Origin of the sequence: Wenzhouxiangella sp. AB-CW3, from assembly GCF_014725735.1 — a bacterium.
Taxonomy (GTDB): domain Bacteria; phylum Pseudomonadota; class Gammaproteobacteria; order Xanthomonadales; family Wenzhouxiangellaceae; genus Wenzhouxiangella.
In genome coordinates this window covers 280,142-297,100 of record NZ_CP061368.1, presented here as the reverse complement: position 1 = coordinate 297,100, position 16,959 = coordinate 280,142, and the positions used below count along the sequence as shown (strand labels likewise).

16 protein-coding genes are annotated in these 16,959 nt (G+C 64.1%); 6 read left to right on the top strand and 10 right to left on the bottom strand.

The features are described 5' to 3' along the window. Window positions 1-254: 254 nt before the first annotated feature. A complete protein-coding gene (locus IC757_RS01235) occupies window positions 255-1,547 on the bottom strand; it encodes an IS1380 family transposase (protein ID WP_190975600.1) in 1,293 nt (430 codons plus the stop codon). Between the two features lie 186 nt (window positions 1,548-1,733). Here IC757_RS01235 and IC757_RS01230 point away from each other — a divergent pair, with 186 nt between their 5' ends. After that, a complete protein-coding gene (locus IC757_RS01230; protein WP_190975599.1) occupies window positions 1,734-2,876 on the top strand; it encodes a hypothetical protein in 1,143 nt (380 codons plus the stop codon). Between the two features lie 109 nt (window positions 2,877-2,985). On the opposite strand, the gene recG is transcribed toward IC757_RS01230, so the two are convergent. The 7 genes from recG to IC757_RS01195 form a co-directional block, all read right to left on the bottom strand. Continuing rightward, a complete protein-coding gene (gene recG / locus IC757_RS01225; protein ID WP_190975598.1) occupies window positions 2,986-5,034 on the bottom strand; it encodes an ATP-dependent DNA helicase RecG in 2,049 nt (682 codons plus the stop codon). A 6-nt stretch (window positions 5,035-5,040) separates the two neighbouring features. Beyond that, a complete protein-coding gene (locus tag IC757_RS01220) occupies window positions 5,041-5,427 on the bottom strand; it encodes a RidA family protein (protein WP_190975597.1) in 387 nt (128 codons plus the stop codon). Window positions 5,428-5,466: 39 nt separating this feature from the next. Next, window positions 5,467-6,072 carry a DUF6445 family protein gene (locus IC757_RS01215; protein WP_190975596.1) on the bottom strand — a complete coding sequence of 202 codons (606 nt, stop codon included), beginning with the start codon at window positions 6,070-6,072 and terminating at the stop codon, window positions 5,467-5,469. Window positions 6,073-6,110: 38 nt separating this feature from the next. Then, the gene (locus IC757_RS01210; protein WP_190975595.1) at window positions 6,111-8,225 is read right to left on the bottom strand and encodes a RelA/SpoT family protein; all 2,115 of its coding nucleotides are present in this window, start codon (window positions 8,223-8,225) and stop codon (window positions 6,111-6,113) included. A 64-nt stretch (window positions 8,226-8,289) separates the two neighbouring features. Next, the gene (gene rpoZ / locus IC757_RS01205) at window positions 8,290-8,562 is read right to left on the bottom strand and encodes a DNA-directed RNA polymerase subunit omega (RefSeq protein WP_190975594.1); all 273 of its coding nucleotides are present in this window, start codon (window positions 8,560-8,562) and stop codon (window positions 8,290-8,292) included. 52 nt (window positions 8,563-8,614) lie between these two features. Further along, window positions 8,615-9,256, bottom strand: coding sequence for a guanylate kinase (gene gmk / locus IC757_RS01200; RefSeq protein ID WP_190975593.1), 642 nt, complete (start codon window positions 9,254-9,256; stop codon window positions 8,615-8,617). Further along, window positions 9,246-10,103 carry a YicC/YloC family endoribonuclease gene (locus IC757_RS01195; protein WP_263405578.1) on the bottom strand — a complete coding sequence of 286 codons (858 nt, stop codon included), beginning with the start codon at window positions 10,101-10,103 and terminating at the stop codon, window positions 9,246-9,248. Before IC757_RS01195 ends, gmk begins: the two co-directional genes overlap by 11 nt. 83 nt (window positions 10,104-10,186) lie before the next feature. Between IC757_RS01195 and rph the strand changes: the two genes are divergently transcribed. From rph to IC757_RS01175, 4 genes are all read left to right on the top strand, one after another. Then, on the top strand, window positions 10,187-10,909 hold the full coding sequence (gene rph / locus IC757_RS01190; RefSeq protein ID WP_190975591.1) for a ribonuclease PH: 723 nt from the start codon (window positions 10,187-10,189) through the stop codon (window positions 10,907-10,909). Then, window positions 10,890-11,507 (top strand): RdgB/HAM1 family non-canonical purine NTP pyrophosphatase, encoded by a 618-nt coding sequence (gene rdgB / locus IC757_RS01185; RefSeq protein ID WP_190975590.1) that lies wholly within the window; start codon window positions 10,890-10,892, stop codon window positions 11,505-11,507. The genes rph and rdgB overlap by 20 nt, the downstream gene beginning before the upstream one ends. Window positions 11,508-11,652: 145 nt before the next feature. Continuing rightward, window positions 11,653-12,804: a radical SAM family heme chaperone HemW gene (gene hemW, locus IC757_RS01180; RefSeq protein ID WP_190975589.1), complete on the top strand. Its 1,152-nt coding sequence runs from the start codon at window positions 11,653-11,655 to the stop codon at window positions 12,802-12,804. 75 nt (window positions 12,805-12,879) lie between these two features. After that, window positions 12,880-14,145 carry an MFS transporter gene (locus tag IC757_RS01175; RefSeq protein ID WP_190975588.1) on the top strand — a complete coding sequence of 422 codons (1,266 nt, stop codon included), beginning with the start codon at window positions 12,880-12,882 and terminating at the stop codon, window positions 14,143-14,145. A 45-nt stretch (window positions 14,146-14,190) separates the two neighbouring features. On the opposite strand, the gene IC757_RS01170 is transcribed toward IC757_RS01175, so the two are convergent. After that, window positions 14,191-14,580, bottom strand: a complete 390-nt coding sequence (locus tag IC757_RS01170; protein ID WP_190975587.1) for a type IV pilin protein — start codon at window positions 14,578-14,580, stop codon at window positions 14,191-14,193. Between the two features lie 195 nt (window positions 14,581-14,775). Next, entirely contained in the window at window positions 14,776-15,027 is a 252-nt protein-coding gene (locus IC757_RS01165; RefSeq protein ID WP_190975586.1) for a type B 50S ribosomal protein L31, read from the bottom strand. A gap of 328 nt (window positions 15,028-15,355) precedes the next feature. Between IC757_RS01165 and IC757_RS01160 the strand changes: the two genes are divergently transcribed. Further along, entirely contained in the window at window positions 15,356-16,900 is a 1,545-nt protein-coding gene (locus tag IC757_RS01160; RefSeq protein ID WP_190975585.1) for a gamma-glutamyltransferase, read from the top strand. The last annotated feature ends 59 nt before the right edge of the window (window positions 16,901-16,959 follow it).

The window sequence follows — 16,959 nt, the reverse complement described above, 5'->3', positions numbered from 1 at the left end:
CGAGCGCCGGACTTGCAGCACCGCACTACTGAAACCCCTTGATTCCCTGATAAGCCTGCCAAGCGGCTCAGAGATTGCCGGGCAGGCTTCCGGCGGCACGTATTGGAGTCCCTCTTCTTTTGAATGAGGTCCGTCGGATGCTTGAGAGCGGTGTTTGAGGGGTGTTGTGCTGAAGTTTTGTGTCATCGGGCCGCACCTGCCCGTGACCGGTGCTCTCCAGTCGATCTTGATGGCCTGAGTGAGGTCGTAGACGGCTACTCGAGCTGGCAGGCGGCGTGATACAGCCAATCGAGTCGGAAGGTGGTCTTGGCAAAGTCCAGCCGCCACTGCCGCGCTCGCCTTACCAGTCGAGCCGGGGTGTGGATGAGGTAGCGGATGATAGGCCGGATCGAGTGTTTGCGGCTCTCGGCGGGCAGGAAGTCGTACTGCAGCATTCTGAGCAGGATCTGGGCGAGTTGCCCGCACAAGTAGTAGGCCTGATTGGCATGGAAGCGTCGACAGGGCGGATGGTGCAGATCCAGATCGATCAGCGGCCCCTTGAAGGCGTTCTCCTGGCCCTGCTTCTGGCGGTGGCGTGCCACCAGTTCGCCCACCGGGAGATCATCGCGGGAGACCAGGGTGACGGTATAGGCCGGCTCCAGCCGCTGCTGGGCACCGTCATGGGTGCGCCGGATCACCACATGGGCGTGTTCGCGCCAGCCTTGAGGACGGTGATGGACCAGCGTGGCTTGTTCCCCCATGCCGATGTCAGTCCAGGCCGACTCAGGCAAGCCCTGGAGCATGCGCAGGACCGGCGCCCGGAAGCCATCGTGGGTGACGCTGACCGAGTAGCCCCAGCCCTGCTGGTGACAGAAGTCGACAAACTCACGGCCGTAATAAGCGTTGTCCACATGAACCCAGACGGCGTCATCCGGATCGAACCACTGGCGGATCGATTCCAGCTGCTCGCGCCAGCCCGCCGTCACCGCCACTCCGCCTGGATGCAGATGACCGGCAGCCCTAAGCCCGCCAACGAACACCCCGTGCAGCCAGTACTGCTGGGTGCCGTCATAGCCCTTGCCCGCACCTTCGAACAGCCGGCCTTCAACCTCAATGGCCGAGCCATCGATAAACACTGGCACATAGCCCCGCCGGCTTTGCTCATGAGCAATCACCTCAGGCGCCAGCTCAGCCGCTACCGAGCCCACCAGTCGCTCAAGTCCCTCAACGTCTGCCGCACCGAAGCGGCTCAAGCACTCGCCCAGGCGACGGTGGTCAGGGACCTCCGCCAAACCCAGCAAGCGACCAGACGTGTCGTCGCAACGCAACGCATCCACATCCGATAGCGCACCGCCTCCCGCCACCTGCGAGGCGACCAGGCTCAACACCATCTCAGCATCCGACGCGCCCCGGCGACGTCGCTTGAGCGACAGCGCCTGCGACAGACGTCTGCCCAGATCCAGCCGCTTGAAGGCCTGACCCAGAAAAACCCATCCACCTCGATGCGTCAGACGCGCATCCGTGAAATCCACTTCGACCTTGGTCGGCGTTCCCGTTATCCTGTCCATCAAGCGCACCTTTGGAGTGATTGGTTTTGTCACCCGGCATTGTGCCGTAACCACTCCAACTGGTGCGCTTCTTCGTTTTCAGGCGAATCCTTATCCGGGGATCAAGGTACTGAAAAGGGGTGACAGTGCGCATCACTCTTGTTACCTTTGAGGGTGAAATTCACCGCTGTCAACGCAATCGACGCCATGAAACGAGCCTTGCAGATCCTCCTTGTTGCGGCCATTTTCGCACTGATGGCCTTTCCGGCACTGGCCGCCGACGGGCAGGCAAACTACATCGACTCCGACATCACCGGCAACTGGTATGAACCCGAACGCCCCGGCCATGGTGTGCAGATCGAGATGCTGGACAAGAGTCAGGTGCTGGTGGCCTGGTTCACCTACGACATGAACGGCGATCCCCTGTGGTTGCTCGGGCTGGGCGATGCCGGCGGCGATACCCTGAACGCGGAAATGCGTCGTTACCGGGGCGCCAGTTTTCCGGACGGCTTCAACCACCAGGACATTCAGGGCGAAGTGTGGGGAGAGATCGAGCTGCAGCTGACCGGGTGTGATGCGGCAACGCTGTCCTACGCACCCGTGGATACCTTCCTGGCCGACGGCGAGCTGAATCTGGAGCGCCTGACCCGCATGGACGGCTCGCGCTGCCCGGCCCAGGATCGGTTCGATGAAACCCGGCGCTTCAATCTCGACCGCGGGCCGGCCGGATTCGAGGCCCTGTTTCTCGACTACTGGCAGGGCGAAGAAGAGTTCATGGAGCTGGACTGGGGCCACGAGGAACTGCCCGCGCAGTGGAGCGGACGCCACGGCCTGGCGATCAGTGGCAACAACCGCACCGACGACCTGATGATGGTCCTGATGCGGCTGATCGACGGCCTGGAGCCGGATACCCGTTACCGACTGGAGCTGGAAATGCAGTTCGCCACTAACGTTCCATCGGGCTGTTTCGGTGTCGGCGGCTCGCCGGGCGAGTCGGTATTCGTGCGCCTGGGTGCATCGGGCGAGCAGCCGGACTACGTGCTCGAAGACAACGGCTCGGGCGAGATGCCGCCCATGCGCCGCCCGTCCATCGACCTCGGCCAGCAATCAGCTCCCGGACGCTACGCACTGGCCGTGGGCGACATGGCCAACCGCCTGGACGACCAGTGGTGCGGCGACCCCGATTCACCATGGCAACTCAAGCGGGTCAGCACCGCCGGACAGGATTTCGAGGTCAATACCGACGAACAGGGCCGGCTGTGGGTCTACGGCCTGAGCGATTCCGGCTTCGAAGCCACCACAACCTGGTACATGACCGAGTTCGTGGTGCGCCTCAGCCCAGTGGGCTGAGGTGCGGTGAGGTAAAAGGTGAAAGGTAAAAGGAAGGAGAAAGTAGAGGCGAGAGAGAGCTGACTTTGTCAGCGGTCAACGCGCGCCCTTTCACCTTTACACCTTCCCCTCAAACGTCCACAAACTGCTCCGCCTCTCCAATCCAGCGTTCAATAACGATATCGGCACCCCCGCGGTCCAGCCGTTCGGCAAGATTCCTGACCGGGTCGAGCAGTTCGGCGTCGCGGCCGAGATCGGCCACCCGGAATCTCAGCATGCCGGTCTGGCGGGTGCCCAGCACCTCGCCGGGGCCGCGCAGTTCCAGGTCCTTTTCGGCGATGACGAAGCCATCGGTGGTTTCGCGCATGGTTTCCAGGCGCGCCCGCGCGGTGTCGCCCAGCGGCGGCTTGTAGATCAGCACGCAGGCCGCCTGAGCGCTGCCGCGCCCGACCCGCCCGCGCAACTGGTGTAGCTGCGAGAGTCCCAGGCGTTCGGCATTCTCGATCATCATCAGGCTGGCATTGGGCACATCGACCCCGACCTCGATCACCGTGGTGGCCACCAGCAGGTCAATGTCACCGGCGCTGAAACGCGCCATGATGTCCTGTTTTTCGGCCGCTTTCATGCGCCCGTGGATCAGCCCGACGGAAAACCCCGGCAGGGCGCGTTCCAGTTCGCTGGCCGTGGATTCGGCCGCCTGGGCCTCGAGCAGATCCGACTCCTCGATCAGCGGACACACCCAGTAGGCCTGGCGGCCCTCGGCCAGGGCGCGACGCAGCCGCTCGATGATCTCCTCGCGCCGGCCCTGACTGATGGCCACCGTGGTCACCGGCTTGCGCCCGGGCGGCAATTCATCGATGACCGAGACTTCCAGTCCGGCATAGGCGGTCATGGCCAGCGTTCTGGGAATCGGGGTGGCGGTCATGACCAGTTGGTGGGGCACGCGCTCACCGGCACTGCCCTTGGCCGCCAGCGACAGGCGCTGATGAACACCGAAGCGGTGCTGTTCGTCGACCACGATCAGCGCCAGGTCACGAAAACGCACGCCGGCCTGAAACAGGGCATGGGTGCCGATGGCAATATCGGCCTCCCCGGCCAGCGCCTCCAGCGCCTGGCGACGGGCCTTGCCCTTTACCTTGCCGGCCAGCCAGGCCAGTTTCAGCCCCAGCGGCTCCAGCCAGCCCGAGAGCGTATTGAAGTGTTGCTCGGCCAGGATCTCGGTGGGCGCGACAATGGCCGCCTGACGACCGGCCGCAACCGCGGTCAGCATGGCGCTGGCCGCCACCAGAGTCTTGCCGGAGCCGACATCGCCCTGCAGCAGGCGCCGCATGGGGCGCTCATCGACCAGATCATCCACGATCTCGGACACCACGCGCCGCTGGGCTGCCGTGGGCTCGAAACCGACACGCTCCAGCAGGCTATTCCGCAGCGCCGTCCCGGGGCCCAGCGCCACGGCGTGCTGACGCTGCCGGGCCCGATTGAGCCGCGCCAGGGCGAGATGGTGGGCCAGCAACTCCTCACAGGCCAGACGCTGGACAGCACGATGATACCCGTCGGCCAGCGCATCGAGGTTTTCGCCCGGACCGGGCCGGTGGATGGTCAGTACGGCCTGGTCCAGCGCCATCAAGTCATTCAGCCCGACCAGCGGATCGATCAATTCGAGCTGGCCATTCTCGACCCTTTCAACGGCACGATCGATCAGCCCGGTCAGGGTGGCCCGCGCCAGTCCCTGGGTGACCGGATAGACGGGCGTGAGGTGCTCGGGCAAGGCATGATCCGTCCCGGCGCCAAGCACCCGGCATTCGGGATGGGCCATCTCAAAGCCTTCCGGCCCGAAACGCACATCGCCGAAGCAGCGGATGCGATTGCCGACCCGGAACATCCGCAACTGGCTGGGATAGAAACGAAAATAGCGCAGGGTAATCTGGCCGCTGTCGTCGGCCAGGGTGACCAGCAGCATGCGCCGCCGGCGCTGCACGACTTCCTGGTGCATCACCCGGCCCTCCACCTGCACCCGGGCGTCGGGCCGCACCCGGTTCATGGGCGTGATGCGGGTGCGGTCCTCGTAGCGTAGCGGACGATGAAACAGCAGGTCGGTTTCCACGAGGATGCCCAGCGCCTTGAGCCGCGCAGCCACCTGCGGCCCGACACCGGGCAGATCACCCACCGGGCGGGACATGACGGACTAGCCGGGCAGCACCAGAACCGCGTCCATTTCAACCGGCACACCCTTGGGAAGCGCCGCAACCTCGATCGTGGCCCGGGCCGGATAGGGCTCGGAAAAGCGCTCGCCCATCAGCCGGTTGACCACGGCAAACTGACCGAGGTCGGTGAGAAAGATATTGAGCTTGACAATGTCGTCCAGGGATCCGCCGGCAGCCTCGGCCACCGCCGCCAGGTTGTCGAACACCCGACCAACCAGCGCCTCGAAGTCACCCTCGACCACCTCGCCGGTGGCCGGGTCCAGCGGAATCTGGCCCGACAGGTAGACGGTATCGCCGGCACGCACGGCCTGGGAATACGGGCCGATTGCAGCGGGCGCCTGGTCGGAATGGATCGGATGCTTGTTCATGATGATGGATTCTCCCGGATGTTCAGGTTTCAGGCCCGCTCAGGCCTGGACATAAAACAGCAGCATGACCAGGCGGCCGGTTTCCTTGCACTGGCCGAAGCTGGGCCCGGCGTTGTGCCACTGCCATGGCCGAAACAGGGTCAGACGATTGAAGCGCATGGGCACGCTGTAGATCTTTTCCCACTTGCTCATGTCGTTGGTGTCCTTGAGCAGGAAGTCGTCCCAGACCTCGGTAGGGCGCTGGTATCCCATCTTCTTCAGGTCTTCCGGGGTGACCGGGGCCCGTTCGGTGTCGGTGGGCCGGTGACGGAAGAAATCCGTTCCTCCCTGGCACTGGTGCGGCAGGTTCAGATACAGAATGCCCGACCAGTGCGCCTTGTCAATGTGCACATTGCCATCGCCCGTGTCGCCTTCCAGCGTGATGCGGCACTTGCCGTGAGCCGTTCCCGGGGCCGGGCGCAGCGGCTCGCCGACGATGTCCTGAACCACTTTGTCCAGATCGCCGGTGGGCAGCGGCACTTCCGAGTTCCTGCCGGGGAAATAGGTTGTTTTCTCCGGTTTCGGATAGTTCAGGCCGAGCGCCACCTTTCTGACGGTTTCGGGGTCGGACAGAAAGTCATCGACAATAAGATGGTTGAGTAGCATGCCTGCAATCGATAATCAGAACGGCGGTCATTCTCACATCATGCGATCTCGCGAACAACCTTGAGCACATGCCGGTTTCTTCGCAGTCGGCGTATGATGCGAGCCAACTGGTTGCGATCCCTGACACCCAGCGTGAAATGCAGAATGGCGGTTTCGCGCGTGGTCGACGGCTGCTCGACTCGCTCGATATTGGCACCAACCTCGCTCAGCGTGGCCGACACCGAAGCCAGTACGCCGGGACCGTTGATGGTGACGATCTTCAGTCGTACCGAGAACTGCCCCCGCATGACCGGCGCCCAGGCGACATCCAGGCAACGTTCGAAATGCGCTTTCCTGAGTTCAGGCACGTTGCGGCAGCGCTGTCGATGAATGACGATGCCCTTGCCCGGCGACAGGTAGCCCATGATCGGATCGCCCGGCACGGGATGGCAGCAGTTGGCGTAGTCGATGGCGCTGCCTTCGGTGCCGCCAATGGTCAGCGTCTCGGTGGCCGGGCCCTCGGTTTGACGACGTTGGGTCAGCGGCAGCAGTTTCTGGGCCACCACCCCGGCCAGCATGTCGCCTCGGGCAATGCGGATCAGCAGGTCCTCGATCCGGTCCAGGCCGAGCTTTTTCAGGTATCGGGCCAGGCGCCGGTCCGACACCCGCTCCATGGAGTAGCCGCGCCGGGCCAGGGCCTGGTCGAGCAGACGGTCGCCCACGGCCACCGAATCGGCCTGTTCGAGATTCTTCAGATGAGAGCGGATCGACGTTCGGGCCTTGGAGGTGACCACGAACTCCAGCCATTCCGGTTCTGGAGCCGAACCCGGCTCGGTGAGGATCTCCACCGTCTGACCGGTTTCAAGGCGGGTATTGAGCGGCAGCTTTTCCTTGTCGATGATCGCGCCAACGGCCTCGTTGCCAACATCGGTGTGAATGGCATAGGCGAAATCCAGCGCCGTGGCATCGGCCTTGAGGTCGATGATCTTGCCGCGCGGGGTGAACACGAAGATCTCGTCGGGGAACAACTCGGCCTTGGCCGCGTCGAGAAACTCCACCGAGTCACCGGCACGCGACTGCGTCTCGACCAGCTTGAGCAGCCACTCGCGCGCACGCACGGCGGTCGAGCCATCGGGCGTAGCCTTGTACAGCCAGTGTGCCGCGGCACCCTTCTCGGCCACCAGGTCCATCTCCTCGGTACGGATCTGGATTTCCACCGGCACATCGAACGGCGAACCCAGCACGGTATGCAACGACTGATAGCCGTTGGGCTTGGGCAGCGCAATATAGTCCTTGAAACTGCCGGGCTTGGGCTTGTAGAGCGCATGCGCCACGCCCAGCGCCTGGTAACAATGCGGCTCGGAATGGGTCACGATGCGGAAGGCGTAAAGGTCCATGACCTCGTCGAACGACAGCGATTTGTCGCGCATCTTGCAGTAGATGCTGTAGGTCGTCTTGGTTCGTCCCTCCACCCTTGCCGGAATACCGGCTTCGCTCAGACGCTTCTTCAACGCCTCGGTCACCGAATCGATGATCTCCGCACGATTGCCGGCGTTCTTGCGCACCCGGCGGCGAATCACGCGGTAGCGGTTGGGATGCAGATGACGAAAACCCAGCTCCTCGAGCTCCTCGCGCAACTCGTTCATGCCCAGACGACCGGCGATGGAGGTGTAGATCTGCAGGGTCTCGGCCGAAATCCGACGTCGGGCGCCCGGACTCATGACCTCGATGGTGCGCATGTTGTGCAGGCGGTCGGCCAGCTTGATGAAGATCACCCGCAGGTCGCGACTCATGGCCAGCAGCAACTTGCGGAAGCTCTCGGCATCCGCTTCCTGGCGGGTGCGGAACTTCATCTTGTCGAGCTTGGTTACACCGTCGACGAGTTTGGCAATCTGTTCGTCGAAATCGCGTTCCAGGTCGGCATGTTCGAGGTGGGTGTCCTCGATGGTGTCGTGCAGAATGGCCGCGGCGATGGTCTGGTAGTCCATGCGCATGCCGGCCAGGATGCGCGCCACGGCCACCGGGTGGAAGATGTAGTCCTCGCCGGAGCGACGCTTCTGCCCTTCGTGGGCAACGGCACCGGCTTCATAGGCGCGCAACACCACGGCCACCTGCTGTGGCTCGAGGTAGGTATTGAGCAGGTCTCTCAGCTCGCGAACCGGGCCGGGCAGCATGAGAGAATTTCCGGAGTGGGAACTGGGTGCACGATCGATGGCGGAACCTCCGGTCCCGACTCGATCAGTCGAGATCGTCTTCGGGAGGCTGCGGGATTTCGGCCTGCATGGCGGCCAGGCGGGCGTCCAGCTCGGCCTGCAGATTGGCGATATTGTCGTCGTCGACCTCGCCTTCGGCGATCTCGCGCAAGGCAATCACGGTGGGCTTGTCGGACTCTTCTTCGACCAGGGGGTCGGCGCCATTGGCAATCATGCGGGCGCGCTGGGCGGCGGTCATTACCAGCTCGAAGCGATTGGGTACGGCTTCGATACAGTCTTCTACGGTTACTCGTGCCATGGTGTCGGTCTATCCTGAAATGGTGTTGGATCCGGGCACGCTTGCCCGAAAATCAATCCTTTATTGTAATCGGATTCGTCTCGGCATCCAACAGGCAGCGCGCATGCCCGATGCCGCGCCGTCGGCGCAGCGGCCAGGCCGCGATCACGGCCTCGAGATCATCGACGGCACGATCGAAATCGTCGTTGATCAACAGCCAGTCAAACTGCTCGCAGGCTGCGATTTCGCCGCGAGCCTCGTCCAGGCGGCGCTGAACGACCGCCGGCTCATCCAGCCCGCGGCCCTTGAGACGGGCCTCCAGCGTGGCCATCGAGGGTGGCAGGATGAAGATCAGCGCGGCATCGGGAAAGGCCTGCCGCACCTGTTCGGCCCCCTGGACATCGATTTCCAGCAGCACGTCGCGACCCGACGCCCAGGCCTGCTCGACGCGCTCGCGGGAGGTGCCGTAGTAGTTCCCGTAGACCTCGGCATGCTCTAGGTAGCGCTGCTGCGCAATGCCCTGCCGAAAGTCTTCGGCATCAATGAAGTGATAGTGCTGACCGTCGATCTCGCCGCGACGGGCCGGACGCGTGGTGTCGGAGACCGACAATGCCAGTTGCGGACAGCGCTCCAGCAGCGCGGCAATCAGGCTGGTCTTGCCGGTGCCGCTGGCCGCGGAAATCACATACAGTTCGCCGGTCGGCTTATTCGACATTCTGCACCTGCTCGCGCATCTGCTCGATCAGCACTTTCAATTCCACCGCGGCCTGACCGATCTCTGCCAGGGCAGCCTTGGAGCCCAGCGTATTGGCCTCGCGATTGAGCTCCTGCATCAGGAAATCCAGGCGCCGCCCCACCGGCTCGTCGAGCGTGAGCACCCGATTGAGCTCGGCGACATGGGCATCCAGCCGATCCAGCTCTTCATCTACATCGAGCTTCTGCAGCTGCAGTACCAGTTCCTGCTCCAGGCGCCCGGGCTCCACCGGAGCCTCCAGCGCCGCCAGGCGATCCCTGAAACGCTGTTCCAGGGCCTTGCGGATCTCGGGCAGATGACCACGCACGGACTCGGCTTCACGCTGCATCCCGGCCAGCCGGGTGCCCAGCATTTCGGCAATGGCCGCACCCTCGCGCTCGCGGGCATCCACCAGGGCATCCACGGCCTGGTCGAACAGCGCCAGCGCCTGATCGCGGTCTTCCTCCAGATCCGGGCGCGACTGCTCGATCAGCCCGGGCCAGTCCAGCAGGTGCACCAGGTCCGGCTCGGCGCTGCCACCGGCCAGCTCGGCAATCTCGTCGTGGGCATCGACCAGGGCGCGGGCCAGCTCATGGTTGACCTTCAGCCGGTCGCCGGCCATCGCGGAATCGGCCTGGAAACGCAGCGAAACCTCGACCTTGCCACGCGCCAGGCGCTCTTTCAGCCGCTGCCTGACCGTCGGCTCCAGCACCCGGAAATCCTCGGGCAGGCGCGGCGAAACATCGAGGTAGCGCTGGTTGACCGAACGCAACTCCCAGGTCAGCTGACCATGGGCCGAGGGTGCCGTGGCCTGTGCGTAGGCCGTCATGCTCCTGATCATGACTTTCCGAAGGTCGGGAAACAGGGCAACATGGTACCCTTGCCAGCCTGCGAAGAGAAAGGAATTCCGAATTGTCACGACCCTCAGGCCGACGCCCGGACGAGCTGCGTCCGGTGCGCATTGACCGTCATTTCACCAAGCATGCCGAAGGCTCGGTATTGATCTCCTGCGGCGAAACGCGCGTGCTGTGCACCGCCAGCGTCGAGGACCGCGTACCGCCCTGGCTGCGGGGCAAGGGCCAGGGCTGGGTGACGGCCGAATACGGCATGCTGCCGCGCGCAACCGGAACCCGCAACATGCGCGAAGCCACGCGCGGCAAGCAGGGCGGACGCACGCTGGAGATCCAGCGCCTGATCGGCCGCAGCCTGCGCGCGGTTATCGACCTGGAAGCCCTGGGCGAGCGCACCGTGACGCTGGACTGCGATGTCATCCAGGCCGACGGCGGCACCCGCACGGCATCCATCACCGGCGCCTACGTGGCCCTGATCGATGCCATGGACAAGCTCTTCGACAGCGGCAAGATCAAGCGCAGCCCCATTCATGGACGCATTGCTGCGGTCTCGGTGGGCATGCTGGGTCCGGATGCCGTGCTCGACCTCGACTACGCCGAGGACTCGGCGGCAGACACCGACCTGAACGTGGTCATGAACGATGGCGGCGGCTTTATCGAAGTCCAGGGCACGGCCGAGGGCCATGCCTTCCGGCGCGAAGAATTCGACGCCATGCTCGACCTGGCCACGAAAGGAGTAGCTGAACTCATCGAGATCCAGGACCATGCGCTCAAGGGCCATTGACCGCATCGTCCTGGCCAGCGGCAACGCCGGCAAACTCAGGGAGCTGTCGCACCTGCTCGAACCCATCGGCGTGGCCGTGTCCAGCCAGGCCGACTTCGACGTATCACCGCCCGAAGAGACCGGGCTGACCTTCGTCGAGAACGCACTGATCAAGGCACGCGAGGCCAGCCGCGCAAGCGGCCTGCCGGCCCTGGCCGACGATTCCGGCCTGGTCGTCGAAGCACTGGACGGTCGCCCCGGCATTCACTCGGCACGCTTTGCCGGCGACCAGGCCAGCGATGCCGACAACAACGCCCTGCTGCTCAAGAAGCTGAACGGCCTGCCCATGGAACGCCGCGCCGCCGCCTTCCACTGCTGCCTGGTCTTGCTGCAACACGACCGCGACCCAGCCCCAATCATCACCCACGGAATCTGGCAAGGCCACATCCTGGAAACACCACGCGGCAAAGACGGCTTCGGCTACGACCCCCTGTTCTACGACACCGAACTCGGCGCCGCAGCCGCCGAACTGCCAATGGGCGAAAAATCCCGAGTCAGCCACCGCGGCAAAGCCCTAAAAGACCTGATCAACCGATTAAAGGCAGGTTCGAGGTTCTAGGTTCGAGGTTCGAGGTTCAAGGTTCGAGGTTCTAGGCTCGAGGCCCGAGGCACCAGGCACTACCTTCAAAGCACCACCCCTTCACACTTCACACTTCACACTTCACACCTAACACTTAACACCTAACACACCCCTCCCCCACCCCGTGCTAACCCCCCCACCCCTCTCCCTCTACCTCCACCTCCCCTGGTGCATCGCCAAATGCCCATATTGCGACTTCAACTCGCATGCACTGGCCGGTGAACTGCCCGAGGGCGACTACATCGATGCCCTGCTGGCCGACCTGGAGGTCGATCTGCCGCGGGTGTGGGGACGAACGCTCTCGAGCATCTTTATCGGCGGCGGCACGCCCAGCCTGTTTTCCGCCGACGCCATTGATCGGCTGCTCTCGGGGGTGCGCGCACGCCTCGCGCTGGCGCCGGATGCCGAGATCACCATGGAGGCCAATCCCGGCGCGGTGGAACATGATCGTTTCGAGGGTTACCGTGCCGCCGGCGTCAATCGCATCAGCCTCGGGGTGCAGAGTTTCGACAACGAGCAACTCAAGCGACTGGGGCGGATTCATTCGGCCACGGAGGCCTCCAGGGCCATCGAGGCGGTCACGCGCGCCGGCTTCGAACGCTTCAACCTGGACCTGATGTGGGCCCTGCCCGGTCAGACCATCGAGCAGGCGCTGGCGGACCTGGAACAGGCCCTGGCTTTCGAACCGCGCCATCTGTCGCACTACCAGCTCACCATCGAGCCCAACACCGTGTTTGCCGCCCGTCCGCCTGAACTGCCCGAGGAAGAAATCATCTGGGACATGCAGCAGACCTGCCAGGAGCGCCTGCTGGACGCGGGGCTGACCAGCTACGAGATTTCGGCCTGGGCCGCACCGGGCCAGGCCAGCCGGCACAACCTGAACTACTGGTGCTTCGGCGACTACCTGGGCATCGGCGCCGGTGCCCATGGCAAGATCACCCTGCCGGCCAAAGGCCATATTCTGCGCACGCGCCGCAAGTCCCATCCGCGCCCGTACCTGAAGGCACAAGAGAACGGGTCGTTTATTGCCGAAGAAGCCATCGTGCCCGATGAGCAACTGCCCTTCGAGTACTTTCTCAATCGTTTCCGCCTGGACCAGCCCGTGCCCTGGACAGAGTTCGAGACGCGCACCGGTCTGGACCGCGAGCGCATTGCAGAATCCATGGACCGGGCCCGCGAACTGGGTTTGATCGACAGCGACGAGACGTGCATCTTCCGAACGGCCCGCGGCAAACGCTACCTCAACGATCTGCAGGCGCTGTTCCTGCCGCGATAGTTCTTTACGCCGGTCGAGGCAGGCTTACAATCACGCTCTGACACCGTCGTACCGTTGGCAAACCCCAGACACCCCATGCGCAGCATTTTCGCCATCACCACCCTGCTCTTCGGCATTGGCCTGATGCTGGCCGGCAACGGCCTGATCGGCACATTGCTGGGGGTGCGCGGCCAGATAGAAGGATTCTCCAGCACCCTGCTGGGCCTGGTCATGGCAGGGTACTTTGCCGGCTTTGTCGCCGGCACCTTCATCGTGCCCAACATGATCCGGCGGGTCGGGCACATCCGCGTGTTCGCCACGCTGGCCTCGCTGTGCTCGGTGACCGTGCTACTGCACGGGCTGTTCATACACCCGACAGTCTGGCTGCTGGCCAGGGCCATGGCCGGTGTGTGCGTGGTCGGACTCTACATCGTCATCGAAAGCTGGCTCAACGAGCAGACCGGCAACGAGCAACGCGGCCACATCTTCTCGGTTTACATGACCACCACGCTGATCGGGCTGGGCATCGGACAGTTGCTGCTGCTGGCCGGCGATGTCGCCACGCTGCATCTGTTCGCATTGGGCTCGGTCCTGATGTCTCTGGGCCTGGTGCCGGTGGCACTGACCCGGGTCAGCGAACCGCCGCTGGTCGAATCGCACCGACTGGGGCTCTCAAAGCTGTACTCGATCTCTCCCCTGGGCGTGGTCGGAGCGGTCTTTTCAGGCATCGGCACCGGCGCATTCTGGGGTCTGGGTGCGGTCATGGCCGCGGCCCTGGGACTAGGCGCCGGCGGCATCGCCGGGTTCATGGCACTTACCATTCTTGGCGGCATCCTGATGATGTGGCCAGTCGGCTGGCTATCCGATCGCTTCGATCGGCGCACCGTGCTGAGCTGGGTCTGCCTGTCTTCCGGCCTGGCCGCGTTGCTGGCACTGTGGCTGGCCAGCATCGAGCCCGTGCTGGTGCTGGCCGGCGGATTCGCCTATGGCGCCACGGCCTTCAGCATCTACGCCCTGTCGGCGGCCCACACCAACGACCACGTCGACCCCGAACACATGCTGGAAACCACCTCGGCGCTTCAGTTGATGTATGGCTCAGGTGCGATCGCCGGACCCATGATCGCCGGTGTGTTGATGCAGCACGTTCATCCAACCAGCCTGCTGGCCTTCATCGCCCTGGCCGCCTTCATCCCCGCCGGCTTCGCCCGTTACCGCATGCTGGTCAGCCCGCCGGTACCGGCCGATGACCAAGGGGACTGGGTTCCACAGTTCGCCACCTCGCCGGCGGTGCTGGAAATGTACCCCGAACAGGATGAAACGGCCGACTCCGACAGCGAGCAGCCTCCGCAAGCCAGTGCCTGAAGGCTGCCGGAGCAGCGCTGCCGGAATGCTATTCGGCCTGAACCCTCATTCGGTTCTCCAGCATTCAGCCATGTCCGGATTGGCATCTCTCTCGCCGCGGTGAGTCAGTGACAACTCGCGGCAGTCATCACGATCCTGAACGCCAGTGGGTGTTGCCGCCAGTGTAAAGCTGTCGTCGCCGGCGGTGATCGCAATGTTGTAGTGGCCGTCCGGTGACGACTCGGTTCCCGAGGGACAGCCAGTGCCGGTGTAGGAATTGTTCCTCGTAAAGCAGCGCTCCAGCTCCTGGGCCAGCTCCGTCAGGCCGGTCACGGCATCGGCACGGCGGGTACGATCGACATGATCCTGATACATGGGAATGGCAATGGCTGCCAGCACCGCGACAATCACCACCGCGATCAACAGCTCGATCATCGTAAATCCCTTGACCTTCATCGGTTTGCTCCTCGATCAGCAGTTCCCTGACCACCGATTATGGCCGATCGGGGCGAGACAAACCAGCAGGCAGGTAAAACGGGCAGGCACCGCCACTCGCAGGTAGCGAAGCGGAGGCGTGAAAAATGCGGAAATGATCCGCCTGGGGCTGGCTGCCGGTGCAGTGCGCCGGCAGACACGACCACGCGTGAGAGCTTACTTCTTGCCCTTGCCGTAGCGCTGCTTGAAGCGGTCGACACGGCCACCGGAGTCCATGATCTTGTGCTTGCCGGTGTAGAAGGGATGAGACTTGCTCGAGACTTCCACCTTGACCAGCGGATACTCGTTGCCGTCTTCCCACTTGATGGTGTCCTTGGTCTGAACGGTCGAACGGGTCTTGAAGACCAGGTCGCTGGATGTGTCCTGGAACACCACTTCACGGTATTCGGGATGGATTTCGGGCTTCATGACAGGTGGTTCCTGGGTCGATTGAAAATAGCCGGATATTGTCTGACATATGCAGGTGAAAAGCAAGCCGCCACCCCTCGTCGTCCCGGAATCGCCGCAGGCGATATCCGGGACCCCGCACGGTGATGCCTAGCACGGCGCCGTGCCAACGGAAAACTGCGAGGTCCCGGCTCTCCGCTACGCTACGGCCGGGACGATGGGAGGAGATACTAGGTCCGGCCGGGACGACGGGGGAGGTGTCAGTCCGGCCGGGACGTCGGGAGAAGAACAGGGTCGGCCGCTACGATGGACCGGCAATGCGCCCCCTTCTGTGGCAGAGTCACTATCCATGAAACCCGGACGATCACGGCGGGCCGGCTGGCGGGTGGCCAGCGGACATGAGGAGACCACTCAGGCGGCAGTGGCGATATTGCGTGCCGGGGGCAATGCGGCCGATGCGGCCGTGTCCGCAGCGCTGGCCGCCGCGGTGGCCGAACCGTTGTTGTGCTCCATCGGCGGCGGCCTGCACGGCCTGGTGCACTGCCGCGGTCGGGCGCCGCTGGCGCTGGATGCCTTCACCCAGACACCACGCAGACGCCGTCGCGATGCGCTGGACTTCTATCCGATCCTCGGCAACTTCGGCCCGGATGTACAGGAATTCCACGTCGGCATGGCCTCGATCGCCACGCCCGGAATGCTGGCCGGGCTTTCGGCCCTGCACGAACGTCATGGCCGTGTACCACTCTCGACGCTGGTCGAACCGGCCATGGAACTGGCACGCCAGGGCGTGGCACTCAATGCCATTCAGCACTACACGGTGCGCATTCTCGAGCCCATCGTGCGCGCCAGCGATGACTGTGCGCGCCTGTTCGGCCTGAATGATCGTCACGACGCCCTGCCAACTGAAGGAACACTGATTCGCAATCGGCCACTGGCTGACTTTCTCGATGCCATGGGCCGCGAGGGTGTGGTCCTGTTCTACCAGGGCGATACGGCGCGACAGCTTGCAAGCGACTCGGCCGACAACGGCGGGCATCTTGGCCTGGAGGACCTGGCCTGCTACCGGCCGCGCTGGCGGCGCCCCCTGAGCTGGACATATCGCGATGCACGCATCTGGTCCACGCCGCCACCGGCTTTTGGCGGCATGATGCTGGCACTGGCCAGCCACGGGCTGGAGCAACACCTGCCCGGCGGGCAGGCGTTCGGCAATGCCCCCCACCTCAAGGCCCTGCTGCAATCACTGGAGCAGACCGAGCAATGGCGCCGGAAACTGGAGCAGCCGGAACTGTTCAACAGCGACCGGGCACTGAGAAAGGCTTTCCTGGCCCTGATGCAGGCCGGCCCGCAGGCCAGGCGGGGCACCACCCAGATCAGCATCGACGACGGGCATGAACTGGGCATCAGCCTGACCCTGTCCAACGGCGAGGGCTCGGGTTACGTGCTGCCCGGCACCGGCATCCTGCTCAACAACATGCTGGGGGAGGAAGATCTCAACCGCAACGGTTTTCACCGCTGGCCCACCAACCGCCGCCTGGCCTCGATGATGGCTCCCATGATGCTCCGCCGGGGTCAGAGCCGCTGGCTGCTGGGCAGCGGCGGCTCCAACCGTATCCGCACGGCGCTGGCACAGGTGATCTGCAACCTGGTCGATTTCGACCTGCCGCTGGATGCGGCAATCGCCGCCCCGCGCATGCACCTGGAGAACGGCCAACTGGCCATCGAACTGGAAGAGGGCGCCTGGCCCGATGGAGTGACCGAGTGGCTGGATGAACACCAACCCCACGCCCGACGCTGGCCCGAGCGCAACATGTATTTCGGTGGCGTTCATGCCGTCGGGCCGGACGCGGCAGCAGCCGATCCGCGCCGCCTGGGAAGCGCCACGAGCTCATCCTGAGCTGTCCTGCCACATTTCTGCCACATTCTGCCCCGGTATGGCCATGACCACGCCCCGTG

Coding starts and splice junctions, on each gene's coding strand:
- IC757_RS01235 (WP_190975600.1), bottom strand. CDS start 1,547: ATGGACAGGATAACGGGAACGCCGACCAAGGTCGAAGTGGATTTCACG.
- IC757_RS01230 (WP_190975599.1), top strand. CDS start 1,734: ATGAAACGAGCCTTGCAGATCCTCCTTGTTGCGGCCATTTTCGCACTG.
- recG (WP_190975598.1), bottom strand. CDS start 5,034: ATGTCCCGCCCGGTGGGTGATCTGCCCGGTGTCGGGCCGCAGGTGGCT.
- IC757_RS01220 (WP_190975597.1), bottom strand. CDS start 5,427: ATGAACAAGCATCCGATCCATTCCGACCAGGCGCCCGCTGCAATCGGC.
- IC757_RS01215 (WP_190975596.1), bottom strand. CDS start 6,072: ATGCTACTCAACCATCTTATTGTCGATGACTTTCTGTCCGACCCCGAA.
- IC757_RS01210 (WP_190975595.1), bottom strand. CDS start 8,225: ATGCTGCCCGGCCCGGTTCGCGAGCTGAGAGACCTGCTCAATACCTAC.
- rpoZ (WP_190975594.1), bottom strand. CDS start 8,562: ATGGCACGAGTAACCGTAGAAGACTGTATCGAAGCCGTACCCAATCGC.
- gmk (WP_190975593.1), bottom strand. CDS start 9,256: ATGTCGAATAAGCCGACCGGCGAACTGTATGTGATTTCCGCGGCCAGC.
- IC757_RS01195 (WP_263405578.1), bottom strand. CDS start 10,103: ATGACGGCCTACGCACAGGCCACGGCACCCTCGGCCCATGGTCAGCTG.
- rdgB (WP_190975590.1), top strand. CDS start 10,890: ATGCGCTCAAGGGCCATTGACCGCATCGTCCTGGCCAGCGGCAACGCC.
- IC757_RS01175 (WP_190975588.1), top strand. CDS start 12,880: ATGCGCAGCATTTTCGCCATCACCACCCTGCTCTTCGGCATTGGCCTG.
- IC757_RS01170 (WP_190975587.1), bottom strand. CDS start 14,580: ATGAAGGTCAAGGGATTTACGATGATCGAGCTGTTGATCGCGGTGGTG.
- IC757_RS01165 (WP_190975586.1), bottom strand. CDS start 15,027: ATGAAGCCCGAAATCCATCCCGAATACCGTGAAGTGGTGTTCCAGGAC.
- IC757_RS01160 (WP_190975585.1), top strand. CDS start 15,356: ATGAAACCCGGACGATCACGGCGGGCCGGCTGGCGGGTGGCCAGCGGA.